This is a genomic window from Microcoleus harperi Pol14_C6, assembly GCF_036701295.1.
Lineage (GTDB): Bacteria > Cyanobacteriota > Cyanobacteriia > Cyanobacteriales > Microcoleaceae > Microcoleus.
On sequence record NZ_JAUBQN010000015.1, the window covers coordinates 25,503 to 45,976 of the forward strand.

A 20,474-nucleotide genomic window follows, 5' to 3' on the forward strand; every position below is an offset into this window, starting at 1 on the left:
GAATATCTCTAAAAGGGAATGCCTAGTAGTCCACTCTCATCACTTTCGTCTGTAAGTCTAAGTCTTACAAAGGAATCAAAATCAAAATCTGCTGCAAACTCAGAGTATGGAACACTATCTGAATTTAAAGTACAGATATATTGAAAGCCACATCTTCTAGATTCTCTATCGGCAAATTCAAGAGCCAGTCTCACTTGTCTCTCATCTACACCATCAAAAATGGTACTGTCATGAATTAATATACGTGGTGAAGCATCGCGTTCAGACCAAAGCTGTGCCAGCATTAAGTCATAACAAAATATTTTCATGTTATCGATACCTTCGCTGCCATCACGGCTAATCTCTACATTGAACTGAAAACCATTGTCGCCTACATTAATAATTAACCTTCCTGGGGCATCGTAAAGAAACTGAGAGTTTGTATTGAATAGGTTTCTAGCTTTTTCTGCTTGAACACGTCGTTCTTGATAGTCACGACGTGCGCGTTGTAGTAAGCGTTCTTTTTCAATCTTTAAAGCACTTTTGGCTTCTTCAAATTTATTTAATTCTTCGATGCGTTTATTAATTTCATTTAAATTAGATACAATTTCTAGATAAAGTTCTTGGAGTTTTGTGTACTCTTCTAAAGCACCATGTGTTTGTAGCACTTCCAATAAAGAAGCACGTTGTTCGGTTTTTTCACGTATAAGACGTTCTCTAGATGATACATCTCTCCTGATACGCTCCATTTCAGCCGATAGAAAATCGCGACGATTTTCGATAAGTCTACGATGAAAAATTTCTACTTCTTCCAATCTTCTAACTACCAAACCCGGGAGCTCAATACCGACACTTTCGTATATATGAGTTACATCATCTGGGGATGGTTCATTTTCTGCTTCCAGGCTAGATTGATAATATTCAAATATTTTTTTATCGGCAATATTGTTATTAGTGGCTTCATGAATTTCCGCCGTCAACCGATTAGCATTAGCCTCTAGTTCGTGGTATTGAGGAGCTACGCGAAAATTACTTAAGGTTTGTTTTCTCTCGCGTAACTGTGACTCGAATTGGACTTTTAAAGCTTCGAGTTCGCCTAGAGAACCAAATATGCCAATTACAACTCCTGTATCTGTGTCTTTTTTAAGTTTTTTTTTTATCATCTAGTAATTTTATTTGATCTTTTAAAAGTTGTAAATCTCTCGCATCTTCCCAAGCCAAACCTAGTAGAAAAGCATTATTAACTTGTTTATCCCAGTCAAGCTGCTTTCTGTGATGTTCAAAGGGAGTAGAAAAGGCGTCTCGTCCACGGCGGATAAAATAAGAAATTAGACCTCTAAACGTAGGTTGAAATTTTTTATCTTCATTATCACTTGGCAAACCAAACAAAAGGTTTCCTAGTATTGCCTTCCAATGTATCAGGCTCAGAACTCTTTGCCCTTCTTTTTCTTTTGGCTGAATTGGCCAAGAAGTAGTATCTCCTTCAATTACTATCTTTGACTTGTCAGCAGTATTTCTAGTTACTGTAATAACTTGATTAGAAAGTGTCAACTCTAGGCTAAATGCCCAACCTAATAAATTTCTAGAATCCAGTCCTTTAGCTTTTGGTAATGTAGATCCTAAGCAAAAGTGAATTATTTCAATTAAAGTTGATTTACCTAAACCATTACGAGAGTCTTTGCTTCCAGACTCTTCTGTACGATCGGCCAATACTACATTAAAGCCGGGCCTAAAGTCGACAGTTTTAAATGAAGGATGATTACAACGAATAGCACGAATCATGGATGACTCCTACGAAGTATTCCTGCATCCATTTCAATTGCTCCAATAGCGTATAGGATATCCAGAGTCAAAACAAACCGTTCAAAGGTTGCGACTTCCGGTATTGTCGAAACAGCACTCCAAAGTGACGAGACTGTACGTGGATATTGCAAGTGTTCTAATATTGTAGCACCTACACCTAATAGAGAATAACGGGTTGAGATGTGCTTCGTGGGCAAAATAATGGAAAAGTTATAAGTTGAAGTGGTATCTGTAGAAAAAGTCATCTTTCAAAAACCTCGCACCTCTCAAAAAGATAGGATAATACTGCCAACCCTGCTGCTGTCTTCTTCAAATCTGAGCTATTACCACAGGAGAACTTGTGCAAAGACTCAAATAAAGCATCTCCTCTAATGTTTGCTTTCAGTAATCTTTGGTATTCCGTTACAAACCCAGCCTTCAGTTTTTCGGGAAAGTCAGGACGTAAAAGGGAACTGAGTTCAATAAAACTACGAACTTCTTTGACTTTACCCATACCCATTGTTAGTAGAAAATGAACCTCCTGAGTCAGGGTATTTTTCGAGATTTTCTGTGTTATGTCTGTAATATTGAAGTTTATTTCCTGAGAAGCAGGTTGCATACCCAGGATAAATTTAGTTACGATATCTAGCTCATCAAAGGAGACAGATGGCATCTCACGGGCAAGTGCTTCTCGTTTTTGCGCGATAATTGTATTTAGTTTTTCTTGACGACCATCAATATTTCTGGTGAGTTCTTCAATTTCTTTTTCTAGCTTGGCTTTTTCCTTAACATCGTTGGCCAAGCGCAAATTGTCTTCTAGTTTCTTTAGTAATTCAAAATCCTTCTCAATGTGATATTTCAAGTCTTGTTCACGTTGATGGTGCGGTTCCACTATTTACTCTCCTATAAGCCGCGCCCTAAATTGTTTCAAAGCTTCTTTGAGATTTATCCCTGTACCTAGTTCTAATTCACCTTCATAGTCCAAGATAAAAGGAATAATAGGCACCGCCACCTTTAATTTATGCTTAAAATCCATTTGAGGTGCATTAATCACTTGGACGATCTCTTCCTGACTACCAGTTAGAGTAATGCCGCGTTGTTGTAATATACTTAAACCCTCCTGGATACTCGGTAAAATCTTCTGCATTTCTGCATCTGATACTTTGTTAGCTTCTATTGCGTCTAACAAAGCAGAAATGGTAGTTATTTGAGATTCATTCAACTGATATGTGATTGCAGAAATAATATTTTTTTCACCAGCCTCATAATGGGCTAGTAATCCTTGTCGCAGGTTGTTAATGTTTGCATAAATAGCTTTCTGCCCAGCAGATAATCGGTCTAATCTGTTGTTCACCTCTTCTAACTGGATAGCTACGCTGTGCATTTGTACAGTTGATTCACCAGTTATTTGCTGATACAGTTGATCGTATTCCTGCTGATGGCGACTCGCTGATTCCCTTAATTGCTCAATTGCTCGATTATATTTAGCCTTGCGACGTGGCTCATCTTCATAACGTAACTCATCTTCGTAGTTTTTGAGTAAAGCGGAATCTTGTTTAATATTGTCTTCCAAGTCTTTCAGTCGCCGGGTAAGGTTGGATTGTTCCATTGGAGCAGCCTTTTGCTTTTACAAAAAAGATTTGTAAATAATGTAGCACTTAACGCACGTGTTCTGACCTGCGATCGCACCCATACGCTCAGAAACCGTGTTTTTCAATCAGCATAAAGGAGTAGAAGCAAGTCTTTTCGTAAAAAACCCGGTTTCCAGTCAGTCCTGTGCGGTTCACACGCGCACCTCCTGACCCAAATCCTCCCGCACTCTTTGCAGTATTTCCCGTTCAAGTCTGATTACTTTTGTTTGCAACTCCCACTTTTCCAAACGATAAAGAACTAAGCCCGTCTCCGTATCGCTAGCACCCAACATCGCATCAACTGTTTCTAAACTGTGGGTAGTTGCAAATAGTTGCACATCCAATCGCTGACACCACTGCACAATCCAAGTAAAGGAACTGCAAAGTGAATCAGTATGAATAGCTTTTTCTATCTCGTCAATTAGTAAAACTCCACCTCGAACTTTGGTCAGTGTTAAACCAATGAACAACAGACGACGCACACCATCACCAACAGCACTTAACGGCAAAATTCCCAATTGTTTATGATTGATATAAAGACTGGGACGCTTGCCCCTATGCGACAGAATTGCTAAATCAATAATTCCTGAATCTATCCCTTGCAGTAACTTAATCACTTCCGACTTAAAACGCTGAAAAGTTGCTTCTGAGAGCAATTCAACTTGCAATTCTTCGATCCCATAAGAAAAAGGTGTGACTGTATCAACAGTCAGCACGGCATTTGAACAATGTGTTGATATCGCATCTAAAACACTGGTTTTACCTGAGTTATTCGCACCAACCAATAAGTTGATTTTGCCCAAGTCCTGCAAGTTCAAATCTCGCAGGCCTGGGAACCTATGAATGGTTAAATTGTCAGGTGTTTCATAATTATGACTTAGGCATTTCAACGTAATTCTGAGATGCTTCCCTTCTCTCAGCATCACACATAGGCTTTGCCTAAGTCCCGATCGGCTTATGACTTGGGCGTATAAGTTGATCGCACTTGCAACTCCTTCAACTGCTTCTCATCCACCCCAGCAGGCGCATTAGTCAGCAAACAGCCCGCCTGCTGCGTCTTCGGAAACGCAATCACATCCCGAATCGATTCCTCACCAGCCAACAGCATCACCAAGCGATCCAAACCGTAAGCAATGCCTCCGTGGGGCGGAGTTCCATACTCAAACGCATCCAACAAAAAGCCAAACTTATTGTAAGCTTCCTCAGTCGATAAGCCGATCGCCTCAAACACCTTTTCCTGAACTTCCCGCTGATAAATCCGCAGAGAACCACCGCCGATTTCTGTACCGTTTAACACCAAATCGTAAGCTTGAGCTCTCGCAGTTTTCAAATCATTAATATCGTCGGGATGCGGCGCAGTAAACGGGTGATGCAATGCTTCCAAACGCTTCTCGTCAGCGTTCCATTCAAACATCGGGAACTCTGTCACCCACAGCAGATTCATCTTGTCTTTGTCAATCAATCCCAATTCGTTACCCACGAACAAACGCAATCTATCCAAAGTCTTATTGACAGTTGTCGGGTCAGCCGCAGCAAATAACAACAAATGACCTGGTTGCGCGCCCGTGCGATCGAGCAATTCCTGTTTTTGCGCTTCCGTCAAATTATCCTTAATTGCGCCGATCGTATCAATTTCGCCGTTATCCCGCACGCGAATGTAAGCCAATCCCTTCGCACCCGCTTCGCTGGCTTCCCTAAACAAATCGCCACCCGGTTTAATCCGCACGTTAGAAATCGCATCATTTCCGCCCGGAATCGGCAAAATCTTCACAATTCCGCCCGCAGCAACCGCCCCGGAAAATACCTTAAATCCCGAATCTTTCATCAAATCGGAAACATCGACTAATTCCAAACCGAAGCGAGTGTCTGGTTTGTCGCTACCGTAGCGATCCATTGCTTCCGCGTAAGTCAAGCGCGGAAAAGGACGAGGCACTTCTACCCCTTTGACACTTTGGAAAATCTGGGAGACTAAACCTTCGTTTAATTCGATAACTTCTTCTAAAGACATGAAACTCATTTCCATGTCTAATTGTGTGAATTCCGGCTGTCTGTCCGCGCGCAAATCTTCATCGCGGAAGCAGCGGGCAATTTGATAATATCTGTCCAAACCGGAAACCATTAACAATTGTTTGAACAACTGCGGCGACTGCGGCAAAGCGTACCATTCGCCCAAATTGACGCGGCTGGGCACTAAATAATCTCTCGCACCTTCAGGAGTCGATCGCGTTAAAATCGGTGTTTCAACTTCAATAAAACCTCCCACATCTTCCAGGTGGCGGCGCATAGCTTTCACAACTTGGTGGCGAAGCTGCAAATTGCGACTCATACGATCGCGCCGCAAGTCCAAATAGCGATATTTCAGCCGCAAATCTTCTCGCACACTTTCATTTTCTGCAGTCGCCACCTGAAACGGTAACTGTTTGCGAACCGCATTCAACAACTCAATTTCGTCAGCATAAATTTCCACCTCACCCGTAGGCAATTTCGGGTTGAGGGAATCTGCGGGGCGGCTGGTGACTCGCCCAGTAATTTTAAGCACGTATTCGCTGCGTAAAGCCTCAGCCCCGTGATAGGAATCGGGGGTGCGTTCAGGATCGCTGACAATTTGCACGATACCCGATCGATCGCGCACGTCCAGAAAAATCACCCCGCCATGATCGCGGCGGCGATCCACCCAGCCGTAAAGGGTGACAGTCTCTCCGATGTGTTTGCTTCGCAGTTCGCCGCAGTAGTAACTTCTCATAATTGGGGGTTGTGGACTAAAAATAAAGCTTTTTAATTATGCAGTATGCCTGAAACTTCTGCTGAATGCAAATGCACCCACGATCGCCATTAGCTTTGGAATTAATTCCAAAGCTAACAACCCTAACAACCCGCTGGGAGTTCAAAACCCCCGGCTGGCCCTTCTAGGAATCCCCGCGATCGCTGTGAGACTTGTCAAAAAACGCCGTCAGCGCGTTCCATGCAGACTTAGCCGCATCCGTCAAGCGAGTGCCGATAGACTCAATTTGCTTCACAATAACCTGCCAATTCTTTTCAGCTTCGGTGTGAATGTGATCGACAGCTTGTTCGATGCGATGGCGTTCGATCAATTTATTTTGTTCCACCGCTTCTCGCGCTTGTCGCACTGCTTTCAAATAAGCTTCGCGACTGACTTCGCCGGCATCTTGCACCTGCGCTTGCGCCCGCGTTTTAATCGCATCTACCACCAGCCAATTTTTCTCAGATTCTTGTTTAATCAGCTTGACTGCTTCTGTAACTCTCTCGTGGGCGAGATCCTTATTTTGTTCGATCGCCTCGGAGGCCTTATTCACAGCTTTTAAATAAGCTTCGCGCGTGAGTTCGCCCGCTGCTTGCACTTCGGCGGCCGCGCGTTTTTTAATTGCTTCAAACAGCGCCGCAGTTTCTGCGATCGCCTCATCAGTCGCGTCGGGCATCTCTTTTTTGACGATCTCCGTCGTTTCTAGAGTTGCCTCTAAAATTGGTTCCTCGGTTACTTTTGGATCTGTCATATCAATCTTCTCCTGTGGTAGTAAACATTTTCAAAAAATCTCACAGTCCCTGGATGCAGACTTTGTAGGTGTAGCGCCAGAAGGAATTGTGGTCTTTTATACAGACTTTGTAGGTGTAGCGCCAGAAGGAATTCTGGCATTTAATAAGAACTAGGCAATTCTTGTTCTAGCTTTATCAACTTGTGTATCCGCGCTTACCTAGTTGGAATGACCTCAGTCATATTACATTATATCTACCAAAGTTCCTCTAGTGTGTAGGATACCGCCAATTTGCAGGTACGGTTTAGCGCACTTAAATTAGGGATACGTCTCTCTACCTAAAAAAAACACACATTAATAAACTTGGTTACTGAACACTATAAAACGGGCAAATTTAGTAGTTTCCATTTTCCAACTGCAAATCTTCGCTCTCGTCTCTATATAACAAGTGGTGACATCTTTGAGCGTGCAGTAAAGATTGAGGAAATTCGTATTGAGATAACAGTATCTCTTCGAGCGCAACTTTCATTTGAGTGGCGCAGATATGTGGAGGCACTTTTCCCATTCCCGTACCCATGCCGGGAATAGCGATAGTTTCAATTATATGTTTGACTGGTGTTCCATCTGGGACTGAGCCAAATTTTACGAGAGTCAAAATAGCACGGGTTGCTAGATAAACATTTACTGTTTCTCTTAAAACTGTGGGAACCCGCATGATTGGTGCAGCTATTAAATAGGGAATTTCAGCATGATCGGTGTCTACAATTTCTGCCAGTCCTACTAAAAGTTCGCCGTGATGTCGAGCCTGAATTAGTTTTTGCAATCGTTCAAGAACCTGCCCTCCAAAATATTCGGAAATTTCTAAATCTAAGCCGTCGTCCATGAAACCAAAACTATTCCCCGGACTAACAATAGCATCGCATTTGACATCAAATATTGAACCGTGATGTATCTTTACATTTTCCATACTGCCGCAAGTGCTTTCCCACGCTCTAACTAAACCATCGTCTAAGGTAGCCAGCACAATTTGCATAAATACTCTCTCTTAATTTTAATTACGAACAGCTAGAGCGATCGCCAATTTAATCCTACAATACTTTACATAAGTCCGCTGAATCTAAAATTCATCTCTATATCAAGTAGCAAATATTTAATAGCTGTATGCTGCAAGACCCGAATCTTCGCAATCCGATCGCAATTAGTTTAGGTGCCGTTGCCGGCGCTTTGACCCGGTATTATATCACCTTGTGGTTTGCCAATCGTTTCGGGACGGCTTTTCCCTACGGAACTTTTTTTATTAACATCACGGGTTGCTTGGCTATGGGATTTTTTATCACCCTCGCTTTTGAACGGGTGGTGACTATTCCGTCGGAAGTGCGGTTAATTGTAGCAACGGGCTTTTTGGGTGCTTATACTACTTTTTCTACTTACGGTTTAGAGACGAACGTCTTGTGGCGCGATCGATCTTACAGCATCGCCGCTTTTTACTGGGCAGGCAGTGCCATACTCGGAGTAATCGCTGTTCAGCTTGGTGTCATTTTAGCACGAATTGGTAAATAGATAACATCGATTTATGAAAAAAATACCACTTAAAAAGAATGCCATTGTAGGCAAACACTGAACCCATGCAGCATCAGTTTGTCAATTTGATATCGAGGTTCTGGACAATACCGACGACATCTTTTTCTCACATCCTTAACCTAATACAGGTAGAGCTTTAAACTGGGTTGCTACCCTGTCAGGTTTAGGTGTGACGATGTGTACTGCATCGTGTTTTGCGGCTGAGCAGCTAAAGTCTTCAAACTGTTTCCTTATGTTGTTTTCAGTTTACTCTTTCTCGATTGAACTCACGTTTAATAAATAATGCTTATGACGCTCCGATACCGTTGTTCTCAAAAGAACGGTTGAGGATTTAAACAGCGTTTGGTGCGTTTATGCTCGTACATGAGTTTGTCAGCCTTTGCCAGCAATTGTTCTAATAAAACTTCATTCTTTAAATCCCCCAATTCTACACCAAGACTTATTGATATATAAGCTCGCTCGGACTTTTGATTAAAGCGATCTATATTTTCTTGCAGCCGAGCTTGGAAATTAGTAGATGAATCACCCGAAAAGTTAGGAATGAATAAAGCAAATTCATCTCCTCCCAGTCGAGCAACAATATCCGCCTCACGAAAGGTTTGCTTCAATATTTGAGCTGCATCAACGATTACTCTGTCTCCCATTTCGTGTCCTAAAGTGTCGTTAATCTTTTTCAAACCATCTAAGTCAGCGAACAAAATAAAATAGGATGTTTGCGTGCGTCGAGCAATTTTCAATTGTTGATTTGCTAGTAAAAAGAAGCCCCGTCGGTTATATAATCCAGTTAATTCATCGGTCACGGATAGCTGCCTTACTTCTGCTTCCGCTCTCAGACGTTCTTGGATTTCGTGTTCTAAACGTTGATTTTGTTCGAGCAGTTGTTGGCGTTGCTGTTGGATGAGTAATTGATTTTTTACTCGCATCAGCACTTCCTGCTCTTGAAAGGGTTTGGTAATATAGTCTACACCACCCAGTTCAAAGGCTAGAACCTTGTTTTCCAGTTGTTCGAGCGCACTGATAAAAATAACCGGGATCTGAGCACTCGCTTCCGATGCTTTTAACTTTTGGCAGACTTCGTACCCATTCATCTCTGGCATATTGATGTCAAGTAAAATTAGAGCCGGTGGGTCGCGATGAACACCTTGGAGTGCCATTCTGCCGTTGAGGGCTTTACGCACAATATAGCCCTGTGACTCTAGAATTTTGGCTAACAAGCGCAGATTGTCTGGGGTATCATCCACGATGAGAATATGGGTTTTGGCCGCAAGTTTGAATAGAGTTGTCATGAGCTTGTTCCTAAATCTGGGTGAGAGTTGCGATCGCTTCAAGCTGAAAGTTATCGACCAGAGATGTCATCGCCTTGATTAAATCTTGTTTCTCCTTGGGAATTTGAGCGATAAGTTCATAAAGCTTATTATCACTAAGATCGAGTGCTGCTTCATGAACTTCTGCAATCCACTTGGTGGGCATGGTTTTCAAGTCTGGAGTAAATATCTTTGGTGGCGAAGCTGATGAATCTGGCGGAAATTTTTCGGCGTAGCAGTAGCGGACGCCCAAGTGATGAGCTATTTTGTCGAAAAGTGTGTCTTCAGTAAACGGCTTGGCAATATAGTCATCGCAACCGACTTGCAGGCTGGCGATACGATCGTCTTCAAAAGCATAGGCAGTGAGGGCAATGATGCGTGTAATTTGTCTTTTGTCCTGTGACATTTGCCCTGAGTTATCTGCTGATGACTCATGACTAATGACTAATGACTGTTGTGATCGAATCTGTCTCGTCGCTTCATAACCATCCATGACAGGCATTTGAATGTCCATCAAAATCAGGTCAGGGTTCCATGTTTGCCAACGATCGATCGCCTCTACCCCATTTTCCACCGCACACACATCAAACCCAAATGACTCCAGCAGTGTCACCAGCAGTTGCCGATTTTCTGGAACGTCTTCTACTATTAGAATTCGGTAGATAGGTTGCCCAGGTGCGAGCCCGATAATCCGATCGCTAATTTCAGGTTCCTCTAAATCAAGGGACTCTGGTAGTTCTAAAACAACTTGGCACGTAAAAGTCGAGCCTCGATTCAGGGTGCTTCGCACGGTGATATCGCCTCCCATCAGACGCGCAAACTCACGACTGATAGACAGTCCTAAACCTGTTCCTCGATCGTTGCGACCGCGATTGGTTTGCATGAAAGCGTCAAAAATTGATTCTAAATCTGAGGGAGAAATGCCAGATCCGGTATCCTCAACTTCGAGACACAGGGTAATAGTTGGTTTAATATCAGGTGGATTAGTGGCGCGATAGCGAATTGTACCGGATGGCATATCATCTGATGAAAAAGCTCGTCCGCGCAGGGCTATGCTTCCTGTTGTTGTAAATTTGATAGCATTCCCCAGCAGATTAATCAAGATTTGGCGAAGTTTTGCTTGATCCCCACAGACATAACGGGGAACAGTAGCATCCCACTCGCTGCTCAAATGTAACCCTTTCTCAGGCGCTTTGATGCTGAACATCTCGTTAATAGAGCCCAGCATTCGATGCAGATTAAAACAGCTTCGACTCAGTACCAATTGCCCTGCTTCAATCCTAGACATTTGCAAAACATCGTCGATCAATGTCAGCAGGTGTTCTCCACTACGGGTAATGATCCCTAAATGCTCTTGAAATTCTTCTGGGATATGGGGGCTGCGGTTCATAAGCTGGGTAAATCCCAGAATCGCGTTGAGTGGCGTTCTGAGTTCGTGGCTCATGTTCGCAAGGAACTGGCTTTTGGCACGGTTGGCTATTGCTGCCTTTTGTGCAGCGTGTTCTAGGGCAGCTTGCGAAAATTCTAACACCGCCAGCATAAGGATATGCCTCATTTCGGCGGCAGCTTCTAACTCTGCAATCTGCCACGGATAAGACATCTCCCGCACTGTCTCTTGCCACAGTTCAAAGGATTTGCGGGGACACAGGTGCATTTTTCCAATTTCGTCGATCGACACAGCATCCTGTGGATTACCTGCCCAGTTTATGGTTTGAATTTGTTCGGGTCTGAACCAAAGGATATGGTATGACTTTTGTATGGCGTAGGATAGGAAGATTGAGATTGCTAAAACACCGCTAGCTCGCTCTTTGAATTGCTTCGCTTGGGGATAAAACTGAGACAAAGAAGCTGTTGCAAACACTCGTTCTTTGTTCTGTTGCAGCAACCACTGCACAAGCTCGTCAACCTCAGCTTCAGATGGTGTTTTACCCACCAATGTCAGACGACCATCGAGCAGAATTGCAGCTCCCTGAGCATGAACTAAATCTAGCATTTGAGAAGCATTTTCGGTCAATACTTGTTCGATAAAATTAGACTCTCGCCGGAATGCCTGCTGAAGTTGCTCCTGAATAGTTTTTGCCTGCGATCGGTAAACGTTCAATTCTCGCTCTTGCTGATGCAGCAGTTCGATCGAGGCAAATTGTCCTAGAAATTCACAGGTTTTGCGAGTTTCGTAATCTAGCAATCGCGGGCTGTAATGGTGACAGGCAATTAATCCCCAGAGACGCCGATCGTCAATTAACGAAATCGTCAGTGTCCCAGCAACTCCCATATTTTGCAAATATTCAATGTGGTAGGGAGATACTCCCCTTAACACACAAGCACTTAGATCCTGGGATGTATTGGTTAGGGGATGGTTGGTGGGAATTAGGCGGGCCGGGGTGTAATTGATATTGGGAATTTGGCGCACCCAATTGCTGTAAAACAATTTGCGGGCGGGTACGGGAATATCGATCGCCGGGTAATGCAATCCCAGGTAGCTTTCTAGAGAACTTTCTTTCTCTTCGGCAATCACTACCCCATGGTCATCGGCTTCAAAGCGATAGACCATTACCCGATCGAACCCGGTCATGGCTTTCACTTCTCTAGCAATGGTTTGAGCTAAATCCGAAATATCGATCGCACTGCGAAAGTTGAGGATAACTGTTTGCAGACGCTGATAAAAATCGATTGAATGATTATTTTCAATAGTCAAGTGGGGTTCCAGCTCCAGAATCAACTCATCTGGTAGCTGATGCAGTGTGCTTCTATATCTTTGAATCGTGCCGTCTTTGAGAGGGATTTTTAGATCGAAAACCTTATGAATGTTTAGTTGTTCTCGATCTAGACACCTAACAATTTCTTGTACTCGATCGTGACCCAATAACCCTGGCAATGGCTGACCTAGCAATTCTTCTGCCGAAATGCCAAATAACTGTTCTACATTTTCACTTACTTGTAAAATATTGAGGCTTTTTTCTTGCATCAATAAAACGATTCCGTGTGGCTGAATATGACCGGGAGCATACACGGCTTCTTCGCTGCATTCCTCTAAATTATTTAAATTGACCGGAGTAAGTTGGGAAATTTGGGGTGTTTTATTAGGCATCTTATAGCAGTAATTATCAATAAAAATTAAGAGGTGTTCCACTACTAATTACCAACAATTAAATTGAATTATTGTTGGATATTTCTAATTCCCTAGTCCTAATCAAAGGTTTAACTGCACAACAGCTTATAAATCCAATGGAGGAATTCCAATTGGGAAATGGTCTTGAATTAGATTAAGAATTTTTTCAAATTGATACTGGTTGGCGAGTTCCGTCAGATAAGTACCGAATTGAGCGAGTTCTGAGGAAAGTTGAGCTACCAGTTCAATTATCGCAACATCATCCCCACATAAAGCAGCATCTTCCAACTGAACCACCCATACTCTTGGTAATGTCGCCAAAAGCATTGGATCGAGGGAATCTGAAACGGAAGAGGCAACAGAACAGAGGTAAGAAGGAAAACAATCTGTTCCCCGTTCCTCCTTTTCTGTTTCCTCTTCCTCATATACATACTCTAACCCCAGGTATTCGGCCATCTTAAGAAATAGGGTTTGTTCCCGGAAGGGCTTGCTGATGTAGTCGTTGCAGCCAGCAGCCAAGGCGAGGGCGCGATCGCTCTGGGAAGCCTGGGCCGTAAGTGCAATAATGATACTGTTGTGTCCGTCTTCCATTGCCCGAATTTGCTTCGTAGCCTCGTATCCATCTAACACGGGCATCCGAATGTCCATCCAGGTTAGGTCGGGTTGCCATTGTTGCCAAATCTGCACAGCTTGCTGTCCGTTGGTAGCTTCTTTTACCTCTAATCCTAATTGTGTCAGTAATCTGACCATTAGCAAGCGATTTTCTGCTTGATCGTCAACCACCAAAATGCGATGATCCCCTTGACTTGGAGCCAGCCCAATCACGAGGCGATTATTCTCTTCGGGTGTAACATTAACTCCACTGATGGGGCTGACGGGAAGGGTAAATGTGAAGGTACTCCCCTGTCCCACTGTGCTGCTGACAGAAATTTTTCCGCCCATGAGTTCCAACAATTTGCGGCTAATGGTTAGACCTAGCCCAGTACCGCCGGTCGAGCGCTTCCCAGCTTGAGCTTGCACAAACGCATCGAAGATGGTGTCGAGTTCGACCGATGCAATCCCTAAACCTGTGTCAGCAACTACAAACTGGAGAATCGGCCGAGTTGTGCTTAATGCTCCTGTACCGTCCGCCTCAATGCTGACTTGCAAAGTAATGCTTCCCCGATCGGTAAATTTGATGGCATTACTCAGCAGATTCAGCAAAACTTGGCGCAGTTTTTGAGCATCGACAAGCATAAATTGGGGAACTTCTGGCGCAATCTCGAAACAAAGGTCAAGTCCTTTAGAACTTGCTCGTTCCGCCAACATATTTCGGAGGGAATGCAGCAGCGCAATTAAGTCCAATCCGCTTTGTTCAACTGTGCAGTGTCCAGATTCAATTTTCGAGAGATCCAGCACATCGTTAATCAAACTCAAAAGGTGATCCCCACTGCGTCGAATTGTTTGCAGGTCTTGTTTTTGGTTGGGAGTTAGGGAGGGGTCATGGGTCATCACCTGGGCAAATCCTAGAATTACGTTGAGAGGTGTGCGTAATTCGTGGCTCATATTGGCTAGGAAGGTACTTTTTGCCAAGTTCGCTGCTTCTGCGGCTTCCATTGCGTGCTGCAGTGCCAGTTCTTTTTGTTTGCGATCGCTAATGTCTTTGTGCGTTCCAATCATCCGTAAAGGCTTACCATCTTCATCGTAGGCAACGACTTTCCCGTAGTTAGCGATCCACTTCCACTCACCTGACTTGCAACGCACACGATAGTCAAAGGCATATTTGAGAGAGCTATCTTGCAAGTTACTATAGAGAGCCTCAAAAACCCAGAATTTATCATCAGGGTGAATCATCTGTTCCCAGACGTTCACATCAATCACCAACTCACCGGGCTTATAGCCCAGCATCTCCTGGTAGTAGGAATTAATGTAAATTTCTCCAGTTTCAATTTTCCAATCCCATAGTCCATCTCCAGAGGCTTCTAGTGCCAGCATTAAGCGTTCCTCACTCCGTTGTAAAGCGGTTTCCGCTTGATTTTGTCGGGTCACATCGATCGCCACACCACCTACTAGCATTTGCCCAGGTAAGTCGGGGATGAGAAATTTGTAAACCAGAAACTCACCCAGGGTTCCATCTCGACGGGGCGCAATCTCAATCGTTTCAATTAGCTCGTTGGTTTGAGCAACCGTTTGGATATTGTCTAGATATTGTTGGGCGAAGGCGGCGGGGTAAAGTTCAAAAATGGATTTTCCAATCACATCGTCAGTGGGTAACTTCAAGGTATTGAGATAAGTCTGGCTGGCATAGAGCATTACACCATTTTCATCGGTAATCCAGGCAGGGGCAGGGCTGTGATTCATGAAGGCTTGGAAGCGAGTTTCACTCTCTCTGAGTGCCTGTTCTGCTTGTTGGCGTTCGGCTTCGTTGCGTTTGCGATCGCTAATATCCCGGCAGATACAGTAGTTCATCATCTCATCTTGTAATTCCACCCGGTTCCAGCTAATTTCCACGTCATATACAGAACCATCCTTGCGGCGATGTCGCGTTTCAAACAGTGGAATAATCTCCTCTCTCTGGAGCATAAGTTGTAGTTCTTCCCTCGTCCATTCAGCATCCCAATCAAACACACTCAGATTCATGGTTTCTTCTAGGGTGTAGCCCAGCATTTGAGCAAAGCTGGGACTAGCTTCGACAACTTTTCCGACCCAATCCATGACAACAACACCGTCCAGGGAAGTGTTGAAGAAGGCTTTACTCCGCAGGAGTTCCTGTTCTAGTGCAAGTTCGGCTTTTTTGCGATCGCTAATATCTTTCATGAAGCTGTAATGCCCCATAAACTGGTGCTGTTCGTCGTAAGTTGAAATCATCACCACTTGTTTGTAAAAAACTGAACCATCTTGACGAACCCCTTTCGTTTCAACTTCAACTCTGCCCTCTTGCACCATCAGCCCATAAGCTGCAACCAGTTTTTCCAACTCATCGGGATGTACGGTTTTTTCCCAGGGCATCCCCACCATTTCTTCTGGCTGATAGCCTGTCACGTCAGAATATGCTTTATTGACATAGAGGTACCGCCCTTGTACATCCAGTTTGGAAATGCCCGACAGCGCATTTTGCATCACCTCACTCATTTCTCTACGCTCTGCTTCTGCGTGTTTGCGATCGGTGATATCTTCTGAAAAACAAAGTAGGTACTGGGGCTGATGCTGTTCGTCGTAAATGGGAATCTTCACCGTATGCAGCCAACGTTTTCCCAGACTATGACTGTCAATGATTTCTTCAGCAATATCCTCCGTCTTACCTTTTTCAAAAGCTTCTCTATCCTTTTGATCGAAAAAGATAGCCTGTTCTATTGGGAAAAAATCATAGCCACTTTTGCCGATCGCGTTTTCGGCTGAGATGCCAAATAACCGTTCGCTGGTTTTATTCCAAAACTGAAATACGCCAAATCGTTTAGGCTCTGCCTCCTTAACAAAAATTGCGAGCGGTAGATGATCCAGCAATGCTTGTAAGAAATTGCGAGTTTTCTGGATTTCCAGCTCTACTTTTTTGCGATTACTAATATCAATAAACGTAACTACAGCTTGGGTGATTTTACCGTTTTGATCGAACTCCGGGTAGGCATTAACTAATACCCAAACACAACTATTAATTTCTTTTTTAATTCCTAAAACATAATTTTTGAGGGAACTTCCACTGGATAAAACCTGCTTTACCGGATATTCCTCTAGAGGCATCACGCTGCCATCTTCCCGCACAAAATGCCAGGCCGGAGATATCGCAGTTTTTCCCAGCATTTGATCCATTGAAAGCCCTAGTAATTCACCAGCTCTTTCATTACATAATTGAATGCTGGTATCTGTCGCATGAATCACAAAACCTGCATTTAAGTTATCAATTAATTGCCGATACCTGGCTTCGCTGACCTGTAAAGCAACTTCAGCTTGCTTGCGCTCGGTAATGTCGGTGTGAGAGCCAGCCATCCGAATTACGTTACCTGCATCATCCCAAAGTGCCTGACCGCGATCCAAAATCCATTTGTAGGAACCATCTTTGCTGCGAAGGCGATATTCTGTGAGATAGAAAGGAGTTTTCTTGGCAAAATGGTCTTGAACGGCTTGCATCACCCATCCCAAATCATCAGGATGTACCAGATTACTCCATTCGTCTAGAGTGTTTTGGATTTCCTGGTCTTGATAGCCCAGCATTTGCTTCCAGCGACTAGAAAAGAAGACCTCGTTGGTTTGAACATTCCAATCCCAAATGCCGTCATTATTCCCGCGTACAGACAGTTCCCAGCGTTCTTCACTTTCACGTAGTGCTGCTTCTGCTTGTTTGCGGTCAGCAATATTCCGGGCAATCTTTGAGGCTCCAATTATATTCCCTGTTTCGTCTTTAATGGGGGAGACACTCATCGAGACATCGATTAATGTTCCATCTTTCCTCAGCCTCTTTGTATCGTAGTGTTCGATCTGTTCTCCTCGCTGGATTTTGGTGAGAATTTCGTTTGCCTCATCTCGATAGTCTGCAGGAATCAGTTTTGTCCCTGATTGCCCTACTATTTCAACCGCTTTATAGCCAAAAATTGTTTCTGCTCCTACATTCCAACTTGTAACTACACCCTCTAAATCTTTGCTGATAATGGCATCTTCCGAAGACTCAACGATCGCAGCTAGTCGGGCGATCGCAATTTCTGCCTGTTGTCGCTGGTGAATTTCCCTTTGCAACTGGCGATTGGCTTTTTTGAACTTATCGACTTTGCAATAACTAACTTGTGCGAGATACATGACCCACACAAGCAAAAAAACTAAAACTAAGCCACCAATTAATACAACTCTCGGCCAATAAAACTTGACACTTTCTACTAAATCTGAAATTGGATAAATATCTATGCGCCAGTCTACACCATAGGCTTTCACTACAACTGTTTCTGGAGCTAAATATTGTGACACAAACTCTTGACCATAGAGCAAATTTGTGCCAGCATAGATAGCCACCTTGTACCCGGGTGGCACTTTTAAAATACTTTCAAATAGAGTTTTAAACTTAAGAACACCGACAATAAACCCATCAAAACGTTCACCTACAAACAAAGGAAAACTTGCTATAAATCCTTGACCCCCTTGAATAAGTGAAATATTGCGACTTAAGATAGGTTGACGCAAATCACGAGCTAGTTGCAAAGTGATTTTGCGACGCAGTTCCCGATTAAAATCTAGGTTTTGCGCTGCCTCATTCCCTGCCAGTGGCGCAACCCATCGCACTTTAAATGATGGATCGACTAATTCGATCGCCTGATAACCGTAGAAATCCTTTACATAAGCCTCAGCATCGGCTTCCCAAAGAGCCTGTGGTGTACCGCCATTAGCTTCCCAGCGATTCGCCATTTGCCGAAGTGTCAACACCCGAATTGATAATCCTTCGCTCAGTTGTGACTGAATCGCATTGGCTTCCTGCTGAATTAACTGCTCGATGTGAATTTGTCCGTTGATGGTTAGCTGTTGCCACGTAAATAAAATAGCAAGAGAAGCCACCACACCAAGCAAAAGAGGTAGCAATCGTTTAAATGGTGTTTGGTCTAAACTTATAATTACTTTGCGTCGAGGGATTACCATAAATTAAGCGATAGATGAATTGAGTAGCCTTCAAATTTTTTGGCTATACTTGGGTAATTTAATGATGCAATGAAACTAAGTATTGAGCCGGAAAACCAGTTAGCGATAAGGTGTCTCTAAACTTTAGATACCTAAGTTTATCTGTTAAATACATCGGTAAAGAATGTTGTTATTTAACCCCTAGCCCTTTAACTAGATTTATTGAGAGCGATGAGCCACATCTGTTCAAATTGTAAATAGGTATTGTTTGCCAAAATTGGGGACAAAACCAGTAGATTGGATGCTTGCTAACGTGACGCAGCATTTGATTCGAGCAGCAGGGGCAGTGTGGCATAAAGACCTCTTTTGTAAATAAAACTCAAGGGTATTTCACTCTTTTGCAAAGTGCTGTAAGCTCGCTTGAAGCAACCATAACCAGACCATAGAGAAAAAAAATAAAGATTTGGTAAAGAATATAAAAGGGTTAAGGAAAAGATACAAGTTTAAACATTCCGTAATAAATTTAAGGGCGCAGAGAATTTTTATCCCACAACGCGCACCTTGTAATGTCCCATCTGGTTTGTTATAATCCTACACTATTCAGATGCAGCTTTTGAGATCCATTCCTACATAAAATTGTTTTCCTGTTCCCTGTTCCTTGATTTGATCTGAGAGTCTAAATCCCAGCCCAACAGATTGGCAGTTTGAACAGGAAGCATAACTGGAGCGAGGGAATTCACTATCACTGCTGGCAGGTGATATTGACAGTTTTAATTGATTGTTAATGCTCGCAAGGTAAGAAGGTGTCAAACCAATTATTGCCCAAAATTTCTTTGTGTGTATAACCCGTGAAGGTGAAGAAGAAAGGATTTAGATAGTTAACATTTCGCAATCGATCGAGTCCGACGATCAACTGCACGGTATCAAATAGCGATCGCCAGCGTCGTTATTGATGATAGCCGATCGCACGCGCAAAGCAATTGGGTTATCGGTTAGGCTTTGCGATTTTGGCTGTGGCAGCTTTTTTTGGGGCTGACAGTGCTGTTGGTACTTCAGCAAACCTATCTCAATCCCCGCGATTTTGAAGCAGGAGGGTTAAAAATTAAAGCGGAAGGATAGCCGGGCTGTTTTGGGTTTATTTAGATACTTTAGGGCTGATTAGTGAGGGCTATGAGGATTTTCCCTTCATTGCCTTTGACCCTACCTAAAAACGAATATAAGCCCCCGACTTGTTTGGTGGAGAGATAAAAACTTTAGACTCTTGTTGCTCCCAGATTAATCTTTGGAGTAAATCTAAAATCTCAAATCCTTCGACTGAGCGCTCACACCGAAGTCTCACATCTCAAATTGACTGATTTTCACAGAAGCGCGATCGCATTTGACACCTAGATTCCTATATTTTACCCTTGGGCGATGGGAGTGACGCGATCGCAGCCCTGATTTTTGAGAGGCAAGTTTGATCGCCTCGGCATCTTAACTCTGATGTTTGCAGTAATTTTTTCTTCACTGTTTGCCCCATTGGTATTGTTGGGAAATGGGGAGGGGGGATTGCTAGGAATGACTTTATAGGGTATAGCTATGGGAGTCCAGGAATCGATTTTGAAAGCCGCCTTAGCTCGACTCGTGCCTGCAAACAAGAGAGGTGCCACCTATGGGATTTTTAACACAGGCTATGGCTGATCGTGCTTTCTGGGCAGTTGGACGATGATAATTGTTTACGATCGCTCAATTAATTGGCTGGTTATATTTTCAGTTGCGCTCCAACTCGCTGTTTTTCCAGTGTTGTTGCTGGTGAAAAAGCGATCGCCTGTCACAAAAAATTGAGTGAATACTCGGCAGTCATACCATTTTTGATTTTCGATTGAGAATGACAAACTGCATCATGGTTAGGGCTGGTCTGCAGTTGCTTATTTTACTAAACTGGTATCAATTAGCCATTATCATTGGTCAGTTTGCCAGAGTTTCTAACTACTGACTACTGATTAATAACTACTGACTAATAGCTACTCCCTAATAACTAACT

At 43.3% G+C, this 20,474-nt stretch carries 17 protein-coding genes; 1 reads left to right on the forward strand and 16 read right to left on the reverse strand.

What is annotated here, in order from left to right; genetic code table 11:
* Positions 1-8 precede the first annotated feature (8 nt).
* The 9 genes from QUA27_RS12680 to QUA27_RS12715 all read right to left on the reverse strand — a co-directional run bounded on the left by QUA27_RS12680 (position 9) and on the right by QUA27_RS12715 (position 7,916).
* Entirely contained in the window at positions 9-1,142 is a 1,134-nt protein-coding gene (locus QUA27_RS12680) for an ABC-three component system protein (protein WP_333068351.1), read from the reverse strand.
* The gene (locus QUA27_RS12685) at positions 1,123-1,761 is read right to left on the reverse strand and encodes an AAA family ATPase (RefSeq protein ID WP_333068352.1); all 639 of its coding nucleotides are present in this window, start codon (positions 1,759-1,761) and stop codon (positions 1,123-1,125) included. Before QUA27_RS12685 ends, QUA27_RS12680 begins: the two co-directional genes overlap by 20 nt.
* Positions 1,758-2,027, reverse strand: a complete 270-nt coding sequence (locus QUA27_RS27395; RefSeq protein ID WP_445251498.1) for an ABC-three component system middle component 6 — start codon at positions 2,025-2,027, stop codon at positions 1,758-1,760. Before QUA27_RS27395 ends, QUA27_RS12685 begins: the two co-directional genes overlap by 4 nt.
* Positions 2,024-2,653 (reverse strand): hypothetical protein, encoded by a 630-nt coding sequence (locus QUA27_RS12690; RefSeq protein WP_333068353.1) that lies wholly within the window; start codon positions 2,651-2,653, stop codon positions 2,024-2,026. The genes QUA27_RS27395 and QUA27_RS12690 overlap by 4 nt, the downstream gene beginning before the upstream one ends.
* A gap of 3 nt (positions 2,654-2,656) precedes the next feature.
* On the reverse strand, positions 2,657-3,370 hold the full coding sequence (locus tag QUA27_RS12695) for a hypothetical protein (protein WP_333068354.1): 714 nt from the start codon (positions 3,368-3,370) through the stop codon (positions 2,657-2,659).
* Between the two features lie 174 nt (positions 3,371-3,544).
* Complete coding sequence (locus QUA27_RS12700) at positions 3,545-4,108, reverse strand: AAA family ATPase (protein WP_333068355.1); 564 nt, start codon at positions 4,106-4,108, stop codon at positions 3,545-3,547.
* A gap of 239 nt (positions 4,109-4,347) precedes the next feature.
* On the reverse strand, positions 4,348-6,135 hold the full coding sequence (gene aspS, locus QUA27_RS12705) for an aspartate--tRNA ligase (protein ID WP_333068357.1): 1,788 nt from the start codon (positions 6,133-6,135) through the stop codon (positions 4,348-4,350).
* A gap of 163 nt (positions 6,136-6,298) precedes the next feature.
* Positions 6,299-6,904 carry a hypothetical protein gene (locus QUA27_RS12710; protein WP_333068358.1) on the reverse strand — a complete coding sequence of 202 codons (606 nt, stop codon included), beginning with the start codon at positions 6,902-6,904 and terminating at the stop codon, positions 6,299-6,301.
* Between the two features lie 373 nt (positions 6,905-7,277).
* Entirely contained in the window at positions 7,278-7,916 is a 639-nt protein-coding gene (locus tag QUA27_RS12715) for a macro domain-containing protein (RefSeq protein ID WP_333068359.1), read from the reverse strand.
* A gap of 128 nt (positions 7,917-8,044) precedes the next feature.
* Between QUA27_RS12715 and crcB the strand changes: the two genes are divergently transcribed.
* Positions 8,045-8,443: a fluoride efflux transporter CrcB gene (gene crcB / locus QUA27_RS12720; protein WP_333068360.1), complete on the forward strand. Its 399-nt coding sequence runs from the start codon at positions 8,045-8,047 to the stop codon at positions 8,441-8,443.
* Between the two features lie 332 nt (positions 8,444-8,775).
* Here crcB and QUA27_RS12725 read toward each other — a convergent pair whose 3' ends face one another.
* From QUA27_RS12725 to QUA27_RS12750, 7 genes are all read right to left on the reverse strand, one after another.
* A complete protein-coding gene (locus tag QUA27_RS12725) occupies positions 8,776-9,750 on the reverse strand; it encodes a GGDEF domain-containing response regulator (protein WP_333068361.1) in 975 nt (324 codons plus the stop codon).
* 10 nt (positions 9,751-9,760) lie between these two features.
* A complete protein-coding gene (locus QUA27_RS12730) occupies positions 9,761-12,856 on the reverse strand; it encodes a response regulator (protein ID WP_333068362.1) in 3,096 nt (1,031 codons plus the stop codon).
* 126 nt (positions 12,857-12,982) lie between these two features.
* A complete protein-coding gene (locus tag QUA27_RS12735) occupies positions 12,983-18,472 on the reverse strand; it encodes a PAS domain S-box protein (protein ID WP_333068363.1) in 5,490 nt (1,829 codons plus the stop codon).
* 760 nt (positions 18,473-19,232) lie between these two features.
* The gene (locus QUA27_RS27400) at positions 19,233-19,370 is read right to left on the reverse strand and encodes a hypothetical protein (RefSeq protein ID WP_445251499.1); all 138 of its coding nucleotides are present in this window, start codon (positions 19,368-19,370) and stop codon (positions 19,233-19,235) included.
* Entirely contained in the window at positions 19,361-19,510 is a 150-nt protein-coding gene (locus QUA27_RS12740; protein WP_333068364.1) for a hypothetical protein, read from the reverse strand. The genes QUA27_RS27400 and QUA27_RS12740 overlap by 10 nt, the downstream gene beginning before the upstream one ends.
* A 341-nt stretch (positions 19,511-19,851) precedes the next feature.
* The gene (locus QUA27_RS12745; protein WP_333068365.1) at positions 19,852-20,100 is read right to left on the reverse strand and encodes a hypothetical protein; all 249 of its coding nucleotides are present in this window, start codon (positions 20,098-20,100) and stop codon (positions 19,852-19,854) included.
* A gap of 66 nt (positions 20,101-20,166) precedes the next feature.
* Positions 20,167-20,325, reverse strand: coding sequence for a hypothetical protein (locus QUA27_RS12750; protein ID WP_333068366.1), 159 nt, complete (start codon positions 20,323-20,325; stop codon positions 20,167-20,169).
* Between the last annotated feature and the right edge of the window lie 149 nt (positions 20,326-20,474).

Coding starts and splice junctions, on each gene's coding strand:
- QUA27_RS12680 (WP_333068351.1), bottom strand. CDS start 1,142: ATGATAAAAAAAAAACTTAAAAAAGACACAGATACAGGAGTTGTAATT.
- QUA27_RS12685 (WP_333068352.1), bottom strand. CDS start 1,761: ATGATTCGTGCTATTCGTTGTAATCATCCTTCATTTAAAACTGTCGAC.
- QUA27_RS27395 (WP_445251498.1), bottom strand. CDS start 2,027: ATGACTTTTTCTACAGATACCACTTCAACTTATAACTTTTCCATTATT.
- QUA27_RS12695 (WP_333068354.1), bottom strand. CDS start 3,370: ATGGAACAATCCAACCTTACCCGGCGACTGAAAGACTTGGAAGACAAT.
- aspS (WP_333068357.1), bottom strand. CDS start 6,135: ATGAGAAGTTACTACTGCGGCGAACTGCGAAGCAAACACATCGGAGAG.
- QUA27_RS12710 (WP_333068358.1), bottom strand. CDS start 6,904: ATGACAGATCCAAAAGTAACCGAGGAACCAATTTTAGAGGCAACTCTA.
- QUA27_RS12715 (WP_333068359.1), bottom strand. CDS start 7,916: ATGCAAATTGTGCTGGCTACCTTAGACGATGGTTTAGTTAGAGCGTGG.
- crcB (WP_333068360.1), top strand. CDS start 8,045: ATGCTGCAAGACCCGAATCTTCGCAATCCGATCGCAATTAGTTTAGGT.
- QUA27_RS12725 (WP_333068361.1), bottom strand. CDS start 9,750: ATGACAACTCTATTCAAACTTGCGGCCAAAACCCATATTCTCATCGTG.
- QUA27_RS12730 (WP_333068362.1), bottom strand. CDS start 12,856: ATGCCTAATAAAACACCCCAAATTTCCCAACTTACTCCGGTCAATTTA.
- QUA27_RS12735 (WP_333068363.1), bottom strand. CDS start 18,472: ATGGTAATCCCTCGACGCAAAGTAATTATAAGTTTAGACCAAACACCA.